This is a genomic window from Bacillus sp. AFS029637, assembly GCF_002584985.1.
Taxonomy (GTDB): Bacteria; Bacillota; Bacilli; order Bacillales; family Bacillaceae_G; genus Bacillus_A.
In genome coordinates this window covers 151,979-170,343 of sequence record NZ_NUPZ01000010.1, presented here as the reverse complement: position 1 = coordinate 170,343, position 18,365 = coordinate 151,979, and the positions used below count along the sequence as shown (strand labels likewise).

Annotated in this window: 15 protein-coding genes and 3 other annotated features; of the genes, 2 read left to right on the top strand and 13 right to left on the bottom strand. The window is 37.9% G+C overall.

The window, feature by feature from the left end:
* Positions 1 to 11: 11 nt before the first annotated feature.
* The 7 genes from isdC to zapA all read right to left on the bottom strand — a co-directional run bounded on the left by isdC (position 12) and on the right by zapA (position 8,855).
* Positions 12 to 722, bottom strand: coding sequence for a heme uptake protein IsdC (gene isdC / locus COE49_RS03305; RefSeq protein ID WP_088230786.1), 711 nt, complete (start codon positions 720 to 722; stop codon positions 12 to 14).
* Between the two features lie 485 nt (positions 723 to 1,207).
* Complete coding sequence (gene brnQ6, locus COE49_RS03300) at positions 1,208 to 2,533, bottom strand: branched-chain amino acid transport system II carrier protein BrnQ6 (RefSeq protein WP_088230787.1); 1,326 nt, start codon at positions 2,531 to 2,533, stop codon at positions 1,208 to 1,210.
* Between the two features lie 114 nt (positions 2,534 to 2,647).
* Positions 2,648 to 2,899, bottom strand: a binding site (T-box leader).
* 108 nt (positions 2,900 to 3,007) lie between these two features.
* Positions 3,008 to 3,697, bottom strand: a complete 690-nt coding sequence (locus COE49_RS03295) for a 23S rRNA pseudouridine(2604) synthase RluF (protein ID WP_088230788.1) — start codon at positions 3,695 to 3,697, stop codon at positions 3,008 to 3,010.
* A 193-nt stretch (positions 3,698 to 3,890) separates the two neighbouring features.
* Positions 3,891 to 6,251 (bottom strand): endonuclease MutS2, encoded by a 2,361-nt coding sequence (locus tag COE49_RS03285; RefSeq protein ID WP_088230789.1) that lies wholly within the window; start codon positions 6,249 to 6,251, stop codon positions 3,891 to 3,893.
* A 19-nt stretch (positions 6,252 to 6,270) separates the two neighbouring features.
* Positions 6,271 to 7,989, bottom strand: a complete 1,719-nt coding sequence (polX, locus tag COE49_RS03280; protein WP_088230790.1) for a DNA polymerase/3'-5' exonuclease PolX — start codon at positions 7,987 to 7,989, stop codon at positions 6,271 to 6,273.
* Positions 7,990 to 8,044: 55 nt separating this feature from the next.
* A complete protein-coding gene (locus COE49_RS03275; RefSeq protein ID WP_088230791.1) occupies positions 8,045 to 8,584 on the bottom strand; it encodes a CvpA family protein in 540 nt (179 codons plus the stop codon).
* A gap of 1 nt (position 8,585) precedes the next feature.
* On the bottom strand, positions 8,586 to 8,855 hold the full coding sequence (gene zapA / locus COE49_RS03270; protein WP_000082701.1) for a cell division protein ZapA: 270 nt from the start codon (positions 8,853 to 8,855) through the stop codon (positions 8,586 to 8,588).
* 124 nt (positions 8,856 to 8,979) lie between these two features.
* On the opposite strand from zapA, the gene rnhC reads away from it, so the two are divergent.
* A complete protein-coding gene (gene rnhC, locus COE49_RS03265; protein WP_088230792.1) occupies positions 8,980 to 9,918 on the top strand; it encodes a ribonuclease HIII in 939 nt (312 codons plus the stop codon).
* A gap of 175 nt (positions 9,919 to 10,093) precedes the next feature.
* On the opposite strand, the gene COE49_RS03260 is transcribed toward rnhC, so the two are convergent.
* The 6 genes from COE49_RS03260 to COE49_RS03230 all read right to left on the bottom strand — a co-directional run bounded on the left by COE49_RS03260 (position 10,094) and on the right by COE49_RS03230 (position 17,947).
* Positions 10,094 to 10,228 carry a YuzL family protein gene (locus COE49_RS03260; RefSeq protein WP_002138569.1) on the bottom strand — a complete coding sequence of 45 codons (135 nt, stop codon included), beginning with the start codon at positions 10,226 to 10,228 and terminating at the stop codon, positions 10,094 to 10,096.
* Between the two features lie 75 nt (positions 10,229 to 10,303).
* Positions 10,304 to 11,206: an SDR family oxidoreductase gene (locus COE49_RS03255; protein WP_088230793.1), complete on the bottom strand. Its 903-nt coding sequence runs from the start codon at positions 11,204 to 11,206 to the stop codon at positions 10,304 to 10,306.
* A 175-nt stretch (positions 11,207 to 11,381) separates the two neighbouring features.
* Positions 11,382 to 12,773 carry an asparagine--tRNA ligase gene (gene asnS / locus COE49_RS03250; RefSeq protein ID WP_088230794.1) on the bottom strand — a complete coding sequence of 464 codons (1,392 nt, stop codon included), beginning with the start codon at positions 12,771 to 12,773 and terminating at the stop codon, positions 11,382 to 11,384.
* 52 nt (positions 12,774 to 12,825) lie between these two features.
* Positions 12,826 to 13,077: a binding site (T-box leader), on the bottom strand.
* 235 nt (positions 13,078 to 13,312) lie between these two features.
* Positions 13,313 to 15,733 carry a phenylalanine--tRNA ligase subunit beta gene (gene pheT / locus COE49_RS03240; RefSeq protein WP_098253176.1) on the bottom strand — a complete coding sequence of 807 codons (2,421 nt, stop codon included), beginning with the start codon at positions 15,731 to 15,733 and terminating at the stop codon, positions 13,313 to 13,315.
* Between the two features lie 18 nt (positions 15,734 to 15,751).
* Positions 15,752 to 16,786: a phenylalanine--tRNA ligase subunit alpha gene (gene pheS, locus COE49_RS03235; RefSeq protein WP_088230797.1), complete on the bottom strand. Its 1,035-nt coding sequence runs from the start codon at positions 16,784 to 16,786 to the stop codon at positions 15,752 to 15,754.
* A gap of 43 nt (positions 16,787 to 16,829) precedes the next feature.
* Positions 16,830 to 17,058: a binding site (T-box leader), on the bottom strand.
* A gap of 91 nt (positions 17,059 to 17,149) precedes the next feature.
* A complete protein-coding gene (locus tag COE49_RS03230; protein ID WP_140417361.1) occupies positions 17,150 to 17,947 on the bottom strand; it encodes a TrmH family RNA methyltransferase in 798 nt (265 codons plus the stop codon).
* A gap of 82 nt (positions 17,948 to 18,029) precedes the next feature.
* On the opposite strand from COE49_RS03230, the gene sspI reads away from it, so the two are divergent.
* A complete protein-coding gene (gene sspI / locus COE49_RS03225) occupies positions 18,030 to 18,239 on the top strand; it encodes a small acid-soluble spore protein SspI (RefSeq protein WP_000009509.1) in 210 nt (69 codons plus the stop codon).
* The last annotated feature ends 126 nt before the right edge of the window (positions 18,240 to 18,365 follow it).

The following is an 18,365-nucleotide window of genomic DNA, read 5'->3' as shown; positions in this document are numbered from 1 at the left end:
CCTTTTAAAATTTATTTACTTAACTTCACTTTACGAACTAAGAAAACGCCCGAGATAAGAACTAACGCTGCAAATAATCCAATGCGTGCATCATCACCTGTTTTTGGGTTATCTGTTTTTTCAGCCTTGCCACTCTCATTTGTTCCTTTATTTGCATCTTTGTTTGTTTCTTTACTTTCTTCTTTCTTTTGCTCTTCTTTTACTTGTCCATCTTTTTTAGTTTGATCATCAGTTTTTGTTACAACAGCTGCATTGTTATCGTCGCCTACAGCTTTTACGTTTGCATCAAATGCAAAACGAATTGTGTAGTGGTGATCATAGTTTGCACTTGGTACAACAACATGAATTTTTACTCCTAACGGTTTAGATAAATCATCAACTTTAAATTCAACCGTTCTTTTATCTGCTGCTTCGTCCTTACTAATTACTTTTGAATCAACAAAATTACCATTATCTGGTGATTTAAATTCTGTAATCCAAGCACTATGATTCATTGGAACTTGTACTTTCATCTCACCATTTTTTACAACTAACTTAGCTGGTTTTTCAAAATAATCATTTGCCATTGAAGCCGAATCATCTTCCGCCTTTTTGATAACGTAGTTAATATCGTAAATACCGTCAGCTAATTTTGCTGAAGCTTGTCCAGATGGCATTACGAGAAAAGCTAGCATACATACTAACGTTATGATAAATGCGGGTAATACTGAAAACTTTCTCATCTTGCTTACTTCCTCCTTGTTTATCTTTCGCTTTATAATTTGAAAATGATAATTATTCTCAATAAGTAAGAGAAAATAATCTCTTCTCCTTTATTTAATTGTCATTACTTTATGTAACATAAGCATCGTTGATTATCATTCTCATTGAAGGTCAAAAAAATAATTCCCTTCATTTCCGCTATAATAAGCTCTATAAAATACTTCAATTGTTTTATTGATTATCATTCTCAATGAAAATCAAAAAAAATAACCTACCTCTTCTATTGTTCTATCACCTCTTCTTCCCAAAATGATATAGTCATAGAAAACCTCTTTCCTTGCTCCCGTCACTTCCTTTCCAATATTTCCACAACTAAGTCAATCTTAGCCTACTCATAATTTTTTTGTCAACTATATTACGTATAAAATTTTTAATATCTAAATTTCCCTATATACGGCTTTTCCTACAAAAAAAGAGGCCTCCTTTCATAGAAAGCCTCTTTTCTCTATTTTTCTACAGCAATTTCATGCTTTTGAAACTTAGAAATTATATAACCAAATCCTATACCGATCATACCTGGAATTAACCAGCCAATCCCTACACTATATAATGGGATCTTATCTAAAATAGGTGCTAATGCTGCAATTTGAAGATTCGCATTGTGTAGTCCATCAAAGAAACTTATTGCAAATGCTCCTACAATCCCCCCCACGTACATCGCTAATGGAAGACGAACGTAGTTTTCAACGAGTGATAATACGATAAGAACGATTCCAATTGGATAAATTGCAATTAAAATTGGTAATGCTAATGCATTTAACTGAGTTAATCCAAGATTCGCTACCATAAATGCTAATACACAGAAAATGAAAACAACTTTTTGATATGAAAGTTTCGGTAATAAGGAAGAAAAGTATTCTCCACAAGCAGCGACGATACCTACAGAAGTTGTTAAACATGCTGCTGTAATCGCAATACCTAGTAATAAAGTTCCGTAACTTCCAAATAAATGATTCACAACATTTGTTAAAATAATTCCTCCGTTTGCACCCATTCCAAGTGATACACTAGAAGCTCCAAGGTAAGCAAGTGCTAAATACACAAGTAATAAACCAAGTGCTGCAATAAACCCTGCAAAGATTGTTACTTTCGCAATGCTATTCTTATTTGTAACACCTTTTGCTTTTAACGCATTAATAACAACATTTCCGAAAACAAGTGCTGCAAGTCCATCTAACGTTAAATATCCGTCAATAAAACCTTTAAAAAGAGGAGCACTATATGCTTCTGTCGGTGCACCAAATTCTCCGATTGGTGTAATAAGTGCTTTCCCTACAATAATTGCAATAACAGCTAACAAAATTGGAGTTAATACTTTACCGATGCGTCCCACTAATTTCGATGGATTTAAAGCTAAATAGAAAGTTAGTGCAAAGAAAATAAATGTAAAGATAACAAGTGGATATGATTGACCAGCTACCTCACTAGGTAAAAACGGTGCAACACTCATTTCATAAGCAACTGTTCCTGTACGCGGAACACTTACGAATACACCTAAACATAAATAAATGGCAGTGATAAAAACAAGTGCAAATATAGGATGTACACGTCCCGCTAGCTCGTTAATATCTCCCTTTAACGCTATAACAATTACGCCTAATAAAGGCAATCCAACTCCTGTTACAATAAAACCAAACAAGGCGATCCATACATCAGTTCCAGCACCTTGCCCTAACGCTGGTGGAAAAATCATATTACCTGCGCCAAAAAATAGTGCAAATAACATTAAACTTATTGCAAACATCTCAGAAAACTTTAAAGATGATTTCATTTCTACTAACCCCCTAAATGATTTATTAACAAAATATTCTGAATTAAAATCCGTCAAATATCCTCTTTCAAGCATACTTCCCCGTAAAAGAACGCAAAAAACACCCGTCCCTAACAAAGGGACGAGTGTTGAAATCGTGGTTCCACCCTTATTCTAATAAAATGAATTTATAACGAAATAAGCTCATTTTATAGCTCGTGTAAATTGATAACGGTTTTATCCGTCAAGAATTACAATGCATCATGCAGTTCACTCTTGAAGTTTAGAGGTGGTAAGCTTGTCTTTTCGTATTAGGAAGCTCACAGCCTAAGGCTTCCCTCTCTGAGAATCGTAAAAAACAACTCATGTCCTCATCATTACTTTTATTAAATATCTTGTCGAAACTTGTTGTTTTTTATTATATGGGCTATTTTTTTAAAAATCAATAGTTTTATTTTTTCTGACAAAAAAATATAGGGAGAAAATTTTTCCTCCCTATAACTGTCCTATTAATAATTCTAATTCTTCAGCTGTAATGTCTCGCCACTTTCCTACTTCAAGATCATTTAGCTCTATATTCATAATGCGTTCTCGCTTTAGCTTTATTACAGTAAACCCGAAAGCTCGGCTCATTCTACGAATTTGTCTGTTCATTCCTTGCGTTAAAACGATGCGGAATGTAGACTGATCCACTCTCGTCACTTTACACGGCTTCGTCATCCCATCTTTAATCTGTACACCGCTGGACATCTCATCAATAAACCAATCTGTAAAAGGCTTATCGACCGTCACAACATATTCTTTCTCATGCTCATGATCTCCGTGTAAAATTTGATTCGCAATCGCACCATCATTCGTTAATAAAATAAGTCCTTCTGACGCTTTATCTAATCGTCCAACAGGAAAGATACGCTCTGGGTAATTGATATAATCAATTATGTTATCTTCAATATGATCAGCTGCTGTACAAGTAATTCCGACTGGTTTATGAAAGGCGATATACACTTTTTCTTTCTCTTCTTTTACAATAATCTGTCCATCTATCGTTACAACATCACCATCGCTCACGAGTGCACCGTGCGTACATATTTCCCCGTTAATAGCCACGCATCCAGCTTTAATAAGGCGATCTGTTTCACGTCTTGAGCAGGATTTTGCTTCGCTTATGTATTGGTTGATTTTCATAGCTTATTCCTTTTCATATATTAAAAGCGTCAATCTATGGCAATATTATTATGCCACGATTGACGCTCTTTCACTTCGCAAAAACAACTAAATAAATAACCCCAATCACCAAAAATATTCCACAACAAGCTAACAATACTTTTGCAAGTTTGTCCATAAACATATAATGGTTTCCCCTTTGTTTCGTTGTTTTCTATTTTAATTCGACAACTGTTACGCCTAGGCCTCCCTCGCCCATGTCACCGTAACGGAAGGTTTTCACACCGCGGTGCTTCTTCAAGTACTCTTGAACACCTTGGCGAAGTGCTCCCGTTCCTTTACCGTGAATAATTGATACGCGCGGATAGCTTGCAAGCTGGGCATCGTCTAAATATTTCTCAACGCGCGCCATTGCATTTTCAAATCGTTCACCACGAAGGTCAAGTTCTAATGAAACGTGATAGTCTCTACCTTTTACTGTTGCGACTGCTTTTTTCTCTGTTTGTTTCGGTGTGTTAATGTATTCCATGTTAGACTCTTTCACTTTCATCTTCAGAATACCGATTTGTACGCTCCACTCTGTATCGCTTACTTTTTCAAGTAATTGACCTTTTTGACCGAACGTTAATACTTTTACTTCATCACCTGCGCGCAACTGTTGTTTCGGCGCAGTGTTTTTCACGTTTACTTTTTGTTTCTTCACAAGCTCTGGTGCTGCGCCTTCTAGACGGCTCTTCGCTTCAATAAGCTCATGGTCTTTCACATTTACAAGCTGTGCTTTGCGCAATTGACGTAGTTCTTGAATAATGCCTTCTGCTTCTTTCTTCGCAGCTTCGACTTTTTCTTCGCCTTCTTTTTGCGCTTTTAATAATCGCTCATCACGATCTTCGTTAAATTCAACAATTTGACGTTGTAATTCACGATGAAGTTTTTCAGATTGTTTGCGAAGCGCTTCTGCTTCGTTCCAGTCACGCTCTGCGTTCTTTTGACTTTCTTCTAACTTCGCGATCATATTTTCAATTTTATTTGTATCTGTACTAATATGGTTACGTGCTTGATCAATCACGCGATCAGATAATCCAAGACGCTTCGAAATTTCAAAGGCGTTACTGCGCCCTGGTACACCGATTAATAATTTATACGTTGGACTTAACGTGTTCACATCAAACTCAACGCTCGCATTAATAACTTGCTCACGGTTATATCCGTATGCTTTTAATTCTGGGTAATGCGTCGTTGCAACAACGCGAGCACCACGATTACATACTTCATCTAAAATTGAAATTGCAAGTGCAGCCCCTTCTTGTGGGTCTGTTCCAGCACCTAGTTCATCGAATAAAACTAAGCTTTCAAAATCCGCTTTTTCTAAAATATCAACAATGTTCACCATATGTGAGGAGAACGTACTTAAACTTTGCTCAATCGATTGCTCATCACCGATATCAGCAAAGATATTTTTGAATACACAAATCTCTGACTCATCCATTACTGGAATGTGGAGACCCGATTGCGCCATTAATACACAAATACCAACTGTTTTCAGCGTAACTGTTTTACCACCTGTATTCGGTCCTGTAATAACAATTGTCGTGAAATCTTTACCTAACATAATGTTATTTGGCACGATAATTTCTGGATCAATAAGCGGATGACGTGCTTGTCTTAAATCCATGTAACGCTCGTTATTTACGATTGGTTTCGTTGCTTTAATACGTTTCGCATAAAAAGCTTTCGCAAAAATGAAGTCAAGATTCGCAACTACTTCTACGTTAGATAAAACGATATCTGCTTCTACTGCCACTTCTTCTGTTAACATCAATAAGATGCGTTCAATTTCTTGTTTTTCTTTCACACGCGCTTCTTGAAGCGCGTTATTTAATTCTACAATGACTTGCGGTTCAATAAATAACGTTTGTCCAGAAGCCGATTGATCGTGAACAATACCGCCATATACGCCGCGGTATTCTTGTTTTACCGGGATTACGTAGCGTTCGTTACGAATCGTAACAATCGAGTCAGACAGCATCTTTTGCGCGTTTGAAGAACGCGTCATATTTTCTAACTTTTCACGAATACGGCTTTCCGCAGTACGAATTTGAGTACGAATACCACGCAGTTTATCACTTGCGCTATCGACTACTTCACCGCCATCACCGATGCAATTTGTAATTTTCTTTTCTAAGTCATATAAAGATACAATTTGAGCGACATGAGTTTCTAAAATTGGAAGCTCGACACCATTATCAACCATATCTTCAATGAAACGTTTCATATTACGACTACCGTACATCGTATTCGCAATATCCAGTAGTTCATTTGGGCTTAACATACTTCCGATCTTTGCACGCTTCACATTTGAGCGAATATCCGTAATACCACCTAATGGTGCACTACCTTTTAAACGAATGACTTTCGCTGCTTCATCCGTTGTATCTTGCATCTCTACAATTTCTTCAAAATCGGTGCTCGGCACTAAATGCTTCACTTTATCACGACCAAGTGAAGAGGCTGTATGTTCAAGTAATTGTTCTTTTACTTTATTGTATTCTAATACACGCAACGTTCTTTCTAACATGTTGCAGGTCCCCCTTGTGTTACTTATTACGTTTAATATAGTCTAATAAACGTTCAATATCCCACGTGTTAATCACGTTATCTTTTTGAATCCAACCTTTACGTGCTGCCGCTACACCTGTTTCCATATCTTCTAACATTTCAAGCGTATGAGCATCCGTATTAATCGCTACTTTTACACCAGCATCTTGTGCTTGTTTTAATAATTTCGCGCTTAAATCTAGGCGGTTCGGATTCGCATTTAATTCTAAAACTGTATTTGTCTCTTTTGCGAGCTCGATTAATAAATCTGTATCTACATCATAGCCTGCGCGTCGTCCAAGAAGACGTCCTGTCGGATGAGCAATCATTGTGACATGCTTATTCTCTAGCGCAGCGCGAAGACGTTTCATAATCGTTTCACGGTCTTGTGAGAAGCTAGAGTGAATCGCTCCAATGACATAATCTAGTTCTGCCAATACTTCGTCATCAAAATCAAGCGAGGCATCCGGTAAAATGTCCATTTCAATTCCGCGTAAAATTGTAATGTCTGGGTACTTCTCATTCATACGTTCAATTTCTTTCGCTTGTTCACGAAGACGCTCTTTCGTTAAACCGTTCGCTACTTTTAAGTATTGTGAATGGTCCGTAATCGCCATAAACTTATATCCACGAGCACGACATGCTTGTACCATTTCTTCAATGGAAAAGGCACCGTCACTCCATGTTGTATGCATATGTAAATCACCTTGTATATCAGAGAACTGAATTAAGTTTGGATACTCTTTAATTAATTCAATTTCTTTTCCATCTTCACGTACTTCTGGCGGGATAAATGGAAGACCGAAATGAGCAAAGAACTCCTCTTCTGTTTCAAATGTCTTCACTTCACCTGTTTCCAAGTTCTCTACACCGTACTCACTAATTTTCTCGCCTTTATCTTTTGCGATTTGACGCATTTTTACGTTATGGTCTTTTGATCCTGTGAAATGGTGAAGAGTTGTAATAAACTCTTCTGGTTTTACTAAGCGGAAATCAATTGAAATATCATATTCATATTGAAGACGAACAGAAACTTTCGTATCACCGCTCGCGATTACTTCAATCATATTATCGAATTGCAGTAAATGCTCACGTACTGCAGCTGGTTCTGTCGTTGCAATAATGAAGTCTAAATCTTTCACTGTCTCACGAACACGGCGCAAACTACCAGCGCGAGAAAAACGAATTACTTCAGCAATATTCGACAATTTCTCCTCTATTTCCCCGGCAATAGGCAATACCATCGCAATTGGTAAACGCTCTGGACGAGACCCTACTTGCTCAATTGCTTCTAATATTTTCTCTTCTGTTTTCTTACCAAAACCTGCTAAAGCTTGTACTTTATTTTCCTCACAAACAGCTTTTAGCGAATCCATATCAACAACACCAAGTTCTTTATATAACTTAGCTACCTTCTTACCACCAAGGCCTGGAAGTTTTAATAACGGTAGTAAACTACTCGGTACTTCTTTTTCAAGCTCTTGCAATACTTCAGATGTTCCCGATTCTATATATTCTTGAATAACTGCTGCTGTTCCTTTTCCGATGCCTGGAATCTTTGTAAAATCTTCAATTTCAGAAAGACTACGATCATCAATTTCTAACGCTGCTGCCGCTTTACGGAATGCAGATATTTTAAATGGATTTGCACCCTTCAGTTCCATAAAAAGCCCAATTGTTTCCAGTAATTTAATAACTTGTTTTTTATTCACTTTCATCATTGCCCCGCCTTTCTTTCATAGAAAAAAACTTCCCTTTCCGAAAAAAGAGAAGTTATACTCTGCTACCTGTCTGCCATAGCTCCTTCACCTTTTCAGAAAGAATCGGTGTATCGTCTACAATTATTTTGCTAATTGATGATTTTTGTAATGGTGTTTGTATTTGTTCAATTGGAAGAATCGTTCCAACGATAATTAAGACAAACAAAATAATATACACTTCTAAAAATCCGAGGATTGCCCCCGCAAACGCATTTACTTGCTTTAAAACCGGTATTTCTGCAAACATATTTAATAAATTACCAAGCAATGAAAGTGCGATTTTTGTAATAATAAATAATACGATAAACGCAATCGCTTGATAAAATACAGTTTCGATATTATTTGCATCAATCCATTCTGGAACAGATACATTTTTATCAAATGGATACGGAATAAATTTCGCAAGTGCTGGCGCTAAATCTTTACAGTACCAGTATGCAACAAGGTATGCGATAATAAAGCTTGTTAACTTTACAAGTTGTAGAATAAACCCTCTGCGTAAGCCGAGGAAAAACCCCATAACAAGCAGTAAAATGATAATAATATCAATCATGTTATTCCATTCCTTTTTTTGTCATACTTTCTTTCAATTTTTCATGTTCTTCTTTTAATTTTATGTAATCGTGTATGACGTTTACCGCCGTCAATACCGCTAGTCTACTCGTGTCAAGCGAAGGATTCTTGGCATTGAGTTCGCGCATTTTATCATCCACAATCGCTGCTACCATGCGGATATGACTTGTACTTTCATCGCCAACAACTGAATATTGCTGACCATAGATTTCTACATTAATTCGACTTTTCTTTCCCTTTTGTTGTGACAACTCACCGGCCTCCAATCACGTACAGAATCCTAAAGTTTATCATACCATGAACCATCATATTATGGAAACAGAAAGAACAATCCGATATGATAAAAATAACAATATAAAAAAAGGAGTGACCATCTTGTCAAATTCTATCGTAATACAAACAAGTTCCACAGTAATTGAAGACATGAAACAACAATATAAACAAGCACTTAGCCCCAAAATTCCGCAAGGCGGTATCTTCATGGCAAAGGTGCCATCTTGCACGATTACAGCGTATAAATCCGGAAAAGTTATGTTCCAAGGAGGCCGTGCTGAAGCAGAAGCTTCTCGTTGGCAAACTGTCTCTCAAACACCAAAAACAGCTGTAAAAAAATCTGTCGATTCACACCGTTATGCACCGCCTGCTTCCATCGGTACAATGTCTATCGTAGGGTCTGATGAAGTTGGTACTGGCGATTACTTCGGACCGATGACAGTAGTTGCTGTATATGTGGATGCGAAGCAAATTCCACTTTTAAAAGAACTTGGTGTAAAAGACTCCAAAAACTTAAATGATGATCAAATTACTGCGATTGCGAAACAACTTCTACACGTTGTTCCTTACAGCTCTCTTGTCCTTCATAACGAAAAATATAACGAGCTGTTTGATAAAGGAAATAATCAAGGTAAGCTAAAAGCTTTACTACACAATAAAGCAATTACAAACTTATTAGCAAAAATGGCCCCAACAAAACCAGAAGGCATCTTAATCGACCAATTCACACAACCTGATACATACTATAAATATTTAGCAACACAAAAACAGGTACAGCGTGAAAATGTTTACTTCGCTACAAAAGGCGAAAGCGTCCATTTAGCAGTAGCTGCCGCTTCCATTTTAGCCCGTTACTCATTCGTAAAACAGTTTGATGAACTAAGTAAAAAAGCTGGTATGCCACTTCCAAAAGGTGCTGGTAAACAAGTTGATATCGCCGCTGCTAAATTAATTCAAAAAGTTGGTAAAGAAAGATTACCTGAGTTTGTGAAACTGCATTTTGCTAATACAGAGAAGGCGTTTCGCTTATTGAAAAAATAACTACTTTTTAGTATCGACAGGATTTTTATGAACTAAACAAGGCGAAAAGAATTGAATTCTTTTCGCCTTTTATGAATGAAATATGGGCAAATTAATATGCTGTTTCGAATCCCTAATATACAACATTCTTTATTAAGTAAAAAAGGAGAGTCTCCATGACTCCCCTTTTTCATATTTAACTTCGCTTCTGCTTCTTATTTGATGAAGGTACTTTATGAGAACCCGTTTCATGCGTAGTTGTTCCTTGTCCTTCCACCTCTGGAGAACCTAGGACTGATCTAGAATGATCTGTTTTCACTTTTTTACTCATTGCACTCACCCCCAAGATTACTTTTTACTTAAGGGTAAAAAACTATTCAACATAGCCATATGAACAAACACTCATTTACTCTCCTATCTGTTTTTCACTAATGTCCCATAGACGTTTTGCGGCATCTTTATCCAAGGCAGCTTCAGACGTTTTTCCGATTTGCTTATCGGCATAGTAACAGCCACTATGATTAGTAACTCCAGTTGATTCTGCTAGCCATATTAAAGTTTCAGCACCTTCCTCGGGCGTACGCGAGAAAGGTTTCATTGCTGCCATCGTTAAGCGAGCAACTAGACCATTATGTTGGTTGAAATTCGTAGCCACTAGCCCTGGGTCGAAGCTGTATGCACTAACACCCGTCCCCTCCAACTGCCTTGCCAATTCAGTGGTAAATAAAATATTTGCTAATTTTGATTGAGCATAACGCATGGTAGGACCGCCCATAAACTTCTTAACACCACGATAAAGTTGTTCTGCATCTAAATCACCGAAATCAATTCCCTTTTTAGCCATTTTGTGACCGTGAGATGCGGTGGTGATCACACGAGCAGGAGCACTTTCCTTTAAACGCCCCAACAGTAAATTAGTAAGTAGGAATGGACCTAAATGGTTTACCGCCCAAGTCATCTCCAAACCGTCCTCCGTAAGTTGCCTTGTTTGAAATAAAGCTCCAGCATTATTCACTAATATATCAATTCTCGGACACCTTTCTAAAATCTCAGTAGCTACCTGGCGTATAGATTGTTGGGAAGCCATATCAGCGAAAAATATGTCTACCACTGCATTCCCATTCGTTAAATTTTCAATTTGAGTCATCACATCATTCGCTTTCACTTCATTACGAGCAATGATTCCTAGCTTGGCACCACGTTCTGCAAATACTTTAGCTGCCGCTAATCCAATACCACTTGTTGCACCAGTGATTACTATATACTTGTCACCCAAATTCCACTTTGTATGACTTGGAATGTCCCCCATTGTATCAAAACCCCTTCCCCATAAATGTCGCATTCATTTTACTTATATATGAGGTGAGAAGGAAACTTTGAACAACATCTTTCCCAATCGTAAAATACTTTATAAAATTCGAGTTCTAATTACACCCTGTTCCAATAAAAAAACGAGAGCAATCGCTCTCGTTTTTTTGTATATTTTAGAATTCAGAAGAACCTGGAGTTCTTGGGAATGGAATTACGTCACGGATGTTAGCCATGCCAGTGATGTACATTAGGAAGCGCTCGAAACCTAGACCGAATCCAGCGTGTTTTGTACCGCCGTATTTTCTAAGTTCTAAGTACCACCAGTAGTCCTCTTCGTTCATACCTAGTTCTTTAATTCTGTCTACTAAAACGTCCATTCTTTCTTCACGTTGGCTTCCGCCGATTAATTCGCCGATGCCAGGAACTAGAAGGTCAGTAGCAGCTACTGTTTTACCGTCGTCATTTAAGCGCATGTAGAATGCTTTAATGTCTTTCGGATAGTCAGTTACGAATACAGGGCGTTTGAAGATTTCTTCTGATAAGTATCTTTCGTGCTCTGTTTGTAAGTCAATTCCCCATTCTACTGGGTATTTGAAGTCAGCACCTGATTCTTGAAGTACTTTAATTGCTTCTGTATAAGTGATGCGACCGAAGTCAGAGTTGATTACGTTGTTCATGCGCTCTAGAACTGTTTTATCAACGAAGCTGTTGAAGAATTCCATTTCTTCTGGTGCATGCTCTAATACGTATTTCATTGCATATTTCAGCATATCTTCTGTAAGGTTCATTACGTCGCCTAATTCAGCGAATGCAATCTCAGGCTCAACCATCCAGAACTCAGCCGCGTGGCGAGTTGTGTTTGAGTTTTCTGCACGGAATGTAGGTCCGAATGTGTAAACATCACGGAATGCTAATGCGTAAGCTTCAGCGTTCAGCTGTCCACTTACTGTTAAGTTTGTTTCTTTGCCGAAGAAGTCTTTTGATTCGTCAACTTGTCCGTCTTCACCTTTTGGTACGTTGTTTAAATCTTGCGTTGTTACGCGGAACATTTCACCAGCACCTTCTGTATCACTACCAGTGATGATTGGTGTGTGAACATGTACGAATCCACGCTCTTGGAAAAACTGGTGAATTGCAAATGCTGCGATAGAACGTACGCGGAACGTTGCAGAGAATGCATTTGTTCTTGGGCGTAAGTGAGCGATTGTACGTAAGTATTCAAATGTGTGACGCTTCTTTTGAAGTGGGTAATCAGAATCTGATAAGCCCTCGATATCAATTCTGTCTGCTTTAATTTCAAATGGTTGCTTTGCTCCAGGCGTTGCAATTACTTTACCTTCTACTTTAACTGAAGAGCTAAGTGGAAGCTTTGCAATTTCTTTGAAGTTCTCTAATTCTGTATCGAAAACGATTTGAACGCTTTTGAAGAAGCTACCGTCGTTTAATTCGATGAAACCAAATGCTTTTGAATCACGTAAGTTACGAATCCACCCTGATACTTGTACTGTTTGATCTGCATACTTTTCTGTATCTCTATACAGACTTTTTACTAATGTGTTTTCCATAGTGAAATGCTCCTTTACTCATATATTTAAATACAAAAAAACCTTTCATCCATAAAGGGACGAAAGGTTAAACTTCGCGGTACCACCCAATTTGTCATAAAGACCAACTTTAACTCGTATGTAATACATACTTCCCGGTTTGTAACAGGCCGGATTCCCGTCTAAGTCTACTCTTGAATACAAGATTCAATTTCGGTTAGCAACTCCAAGGTGTTCTTCACATATACCGCCTCATCAGGCTCTCACCGTCCCTGACTCGCTTTGGATTATAGTATATACTACTTTTCCTTATCATCGTCTTTCATTTTGTTAAACTAAAATTAATGTACTACATTCGAGAGAAAGATGCAAGACGCCAGAAAATATATCGGCGATTTTTACAATATATCAACCGTAACTCCAAATATATCAGCGATTTTCATAATATATCAACCGTAACTTTAATTATATCGGCGGTTCGACACAGAATATCGACCTACCGACACTTTCCGACAATCGTTCCATAAAAAAATTGCCGGAATGAATCCGGCAATTTCTTATTATTTACGTAACTCCGCACCAAATTTCTCTTCTACCGCTGTTAATACACGGTTATGTGCTTCTGTTACTTCTTCGTCTGTTAACGTACGTTCTGCATCGAAGTAATTCATAGAGAATGCAAGTGATTTCTTGCCTTCTTCCATTTTTTCACCTTCGTATAAGTCAAATAGTGTTACGTCTTTCAGAAGTTCTCCACCAGCTTCAGCAATAACTTGCTTCATTTCGCCAGCTTTTGTTTCTTTCGTTACGACAACAGCCATATCACGTGTCATAGATGGGAAACGTGGAATTGCTGAGTAGTAAGTTTCTTCTGCGTCTGCACCGAATACTTTTACAAGAGATAGTTCGAATACGAATGTATTTTTCACATCTAATTGTTTTTCTGCTTCTGGGTGCAATTGGCCGATGAAACCAATTACTTCGCCATCTAATACGATGTCAGCTGTACGACCTGGGTGCATACCTTCACGTTTTGTTGGTGCATATGTGATTTGGTTTGCAACGCCTAGTACGTCGAATAATCCTTCTAACACACCTTTAACTACGAAGAAGTCTACAACTTTCTTCTCACCTTGCCACGCATGGTGAAGAGCAAGACCTGTCATAACACCTGCAAGATGTTGTTCTTCTTTCGGAAGTTCTCCTGCTTCTGTTGGTAAGAAGATAGAACCTACTTCGTATAAAGCAACGCTGTCGTTTTTACGTGCAACGTTGTATGAAACTGCTTCTAACAATTGTGGCACTAAGCTTAAACGAAGTTGGCTACGCTCTTCGCTCATTGGAAGTGCAAGGTTTACAGGTGCTTTTTCGTTTGGCTCAACCATGTATTGTTTCGCTTTGTCAGCGCTTGTTAATGAATACGTGATTGCTTCATATAAACCAGCACCTTCTAGGAAGCGACGTACTTTACGACGTTTCGTTTGTGCTGCTGTTAATTTACCACGAGTCATCGTTCCAGAAGGTAATGTAACTGGAATGTGGTCATAACCGTATAGACGGCCCACTTCTTCTACTAAGTCTTCTGAAATTGTAATATCAGGACGACGTGCTGGTACATTTACATGGAATGTTCCTTCTACTTCTGTGAATGGGAATTTCAAGTTTGTGAACATTGTACCCATTTCACTCGCAGAAATATTTGTACCTAATACACGGTTTACTTTTTCAGCAGTAACAGATACTGTACGCTCTTCTACTTGTAAGTTATCAGCTTCTACTACACCTTCAAGTGCTTCACCACCAGCGTATTTCGCCATTAAAGCAGCTGCGTGTTGAATTGCTTCGAATGTACGTGTTGGGTCGATTCCTTTTTCGAAACGTGCGCTTGATTCACTACGAAGACCTAAGTCTTTTGATGTACGGCGTACTGTTTGACCTGCAAAGTATGCAGACTCAATTAGAACGTTTACTGTATCATTTGTAACTTCAGAATCAGCTCCGCCCATTACACCAGCAACAGCTAAAGCTTTTGTGCCATTTGTAATCACAAGGTGATGGCTTTGTAATGCACGTTCTTGATCATCTAACGTTTGAATCTTTTCGCCTTCTGTTGCTAGACGAACAACGATTTCTTTTGAACCTAATTTATCGTAATCGAATGCATGTAACGGTTGACCGTATTCCATTAAAATGTAGTTTGTAATATCAACTACATTGCTAATTGGACGAATACCAGCTGCCATAAGGCGCGTTTGCATCCACATTGGTGATGGACCAATTTTTACGTTTTTAACCATTTTTGCAATGTATAATGGATTTTCTTCTTTCGCTTCTACGCTTACAGAAATGTAATCAGAAGTTTTTTCTGCTGTTTCTTGTAAGTCGATAGCTGGAAGTTTCACTTCACGTCCGTAAATAGCAGCTACTTCATATGCTACACCTAACATGTTTAAGCAATCTGCACGGTTTGGTGTTAAACCAAGCTCAAGTACTTCATCATGTAAGTTTAGAATTTCAAGTGCATCCGCACCAACTTCAGCGTCACTTGGGAAGATGAAGATACCATCTGCGTATTCTTTTGAAACTAACTTTCCATCAATGCCAAGCTCTTGAAGAGCACAAACCATACCGTGAGAAGCTTCACCACGTAGTTTTGCTTTTTTAATTTTAAAGTTACCAGGAAGTACAGCACCAACTTTTGCAACTGGTACTTTTAAACCTTTTGCAATGTTAGCAGCACCACAAATAATTTGTACTGGTTCTTCTTCACCGATATCGATTAAGCATTTGCTTAATTTATCAGCTTCTGGGTGTTTTTCACATTCTAATACGTGACCAACTACAACACCTTTTACACCTTTATTTAATACTTCAACACCTTCTACTTCAATACCACTTTTCGTGATTTTGTCTGCTAGTTCTTGTGCTGTTACATCTTTAATATCTACATACTCTTGTAACCAACGATATGATACGAACATATTTATCCTCTCCTTCCCTTACGCTCGTTTGAATTGTTGTAAGAAACGTACATCATTTGTATAGAAATGACGAATGTCATCAACGCCGTATTTCAACATTGCGATACGCTCTGCGCCCATACCGAATGCGAAACCTTGATATTCTTTTGAATCATAACCAGCCATTTCAAGCACGTTCGGGTGAACCATACCTGCTCCTAAAATTTCAATCCAGCCAGTTCCTTTACAAGTGCCGCAACCTTTGCCGTGACACATCATACAAGAAATATCCATCTCTACAGATGGCTCTGTGAATGGGAAGAAACTTGGACGAAGACGGATTTCACGATCTTCACCGAACATCTTCTTCACGAAGACTTGCAGTGTACCTTTTAAGTCACTCATGCGAATATTTTTGTCAATTACAAGACCTTCAATTTGCATGAACTGGTGTGAATGCGTCGCATCATCGTCATCGCGGCGATACACTTTACCAGGACAAATAATTTTAATTGGGCCTTTTTCTTTATTATTTTCCATCGTACGTGCTTGCACAGAAGATGTATGCGTACGTAGTAACGTTTCTTCTGTAATGTAGAATGTATCTTGCATATCACGCGCTGGGTGATCTTTCGGTAAGTTTAGTGCTTCGAAGTTGTAGTAGTCTTTTTCTACTTCTGTTCCTTCAGCTACTTCATAACCCATACCGATGAATACATCTTCAATTTGTTCAACAACAGCTGTTAACGGATGATGACAACCTGTTTCAACAGGACGACCTGGCAATGTAACATCAATTGTTTCAGTAGCTAATTTCGCTTCAATTACTGCTTTTTCTAAGTTACCAATTTTGTCTTCTAGACGCGTTTGAATCGCTTCACGTACTTCATTTACTAATGCTCCCATACGTGGACGCTCTTCTGCTGATAATTTTCCCATACCACGTAATACTTCAGTGATTGGACCTTTTTTACCTAAATACGCTACGCGTACATCGTTTAAGCCTTTTAGCTCTTTCGCTTCTTCAATAAGCGCTAACGCTTGTTGTTTTAGCTCTTTTAAACGTGCTTCCATTTGGAACCCTCCTAATTTTAAAAATAAAAAAACCTCGCTCCCAAAAAGGGACGAGGTAAATTCGCGGTACCACCCTAAATTGACAGAACAAGTCTGCCCACTCATTAGTTATAACGATCAATTCTGACCGGAACGCCTTTACATATACATGGTCCTGGCGTCAACTCCAGAGGTGAATTCACTTCCATCTACCATAAGAATGCTTTCAGTCTACGGCATTCTCTCCCTATATGGCGATTTTGTAAGCTACTCTTCTCTATCAACGTTTTTCGTTATTTAACTTTTATTGTATGTTCAAAAAAGTTCGATACTCAGTTCACCACTTTTTATGAACATGTACTTCAACTTATTATAAGAAGTTTTTTATTTGTTCGCAACTGGACTTTGTAAATAATACGTTAAAATCCCTGCTGCAACCGCAACATTTAATGATTCTGCCCCGCCGCAAATCGGAATATACAAGTTTTGATCCGTTTTTGCAAGAATTTCTTGGCGTACGCCGCTTCCTTCATTTCCTACAATTAATGCAAAACTTCCGGCCGGTGTTACTTCACCATACGGAACTCCATTTTCAAGAGCTGTTCCATATACAGGGACGTGATTTTCTTTTAGCTTGTCTACCCATTCTTCTAAGTTTCCTTTTACAATTGGTAAGTGGAAAATAGAACCTTGTGTAGAGCGGAGTACTTTACTATTATAAACATCAACACAACCTTCTCCAAGCACAACGGCATGAATACCAGCTGCATCAGCTGTACGAATAATCGTTCCTAAATTACCTGGGTCTTGAAGACCATCTAATAAAAGAAATTTCCCATCAGTAAGTACTACTTCTTTCTCATGCTTTTCACAAACAGCAAATACACCTTGCGTCGTTTCTGTTTCACGAAGTACTTTCACAATTACCTCAGGCACGATATACATTTCCACATCATTAACTGTCCAATCTTTCGGAAGGTCCGTCTGATCTGAAACGATAAGTTCTGTTACAACTCCTGCCTTTAAAGCTTCCTCTACTAAATGGAACCCTTCTACAAAAAATAAACCTTTTTTATCGCGCTCTTTTTTCGTCTGCAGCTTTTTCCACTGCTTCACACGCGGATTTTGTACTGAATCAATGTTTTTCATAATATGTATTTCCCTCTCTTCTTGTCTTATCATTATAGCCTATTTTTCATACATATTTACATAAAAAAGAACAAAAACTAACGTCAGTTTCAATTCTGAAAAAGAGGTGAAAATCATGAGTTTTAATTTACGCGGCGCTGTATTAGCGAATGTATCTGGAAATTCACAAGACCAATTACAAGAAACGATTGTCGATGCAATTCAAAGTGGCGAAGAAAAAATGCTTCCAGGTCTTGGCGTTTTATTCGAAGTTATTTGGAAAAATGCTGATGAAAATGAAAAACACGAAATGTTAGAAACACTAGAGCAAGGGTTAAAAAAATAAGCAATAAAAAATCACCTTAGAAAACACTAAGGTGATTTTTTATGCCAGTAAAATTTTTCTTTTCCTAAACATTTCTACTTTACTAACGCTACCCCGATGGAGTACAATGTTCAAAATACATTTAAA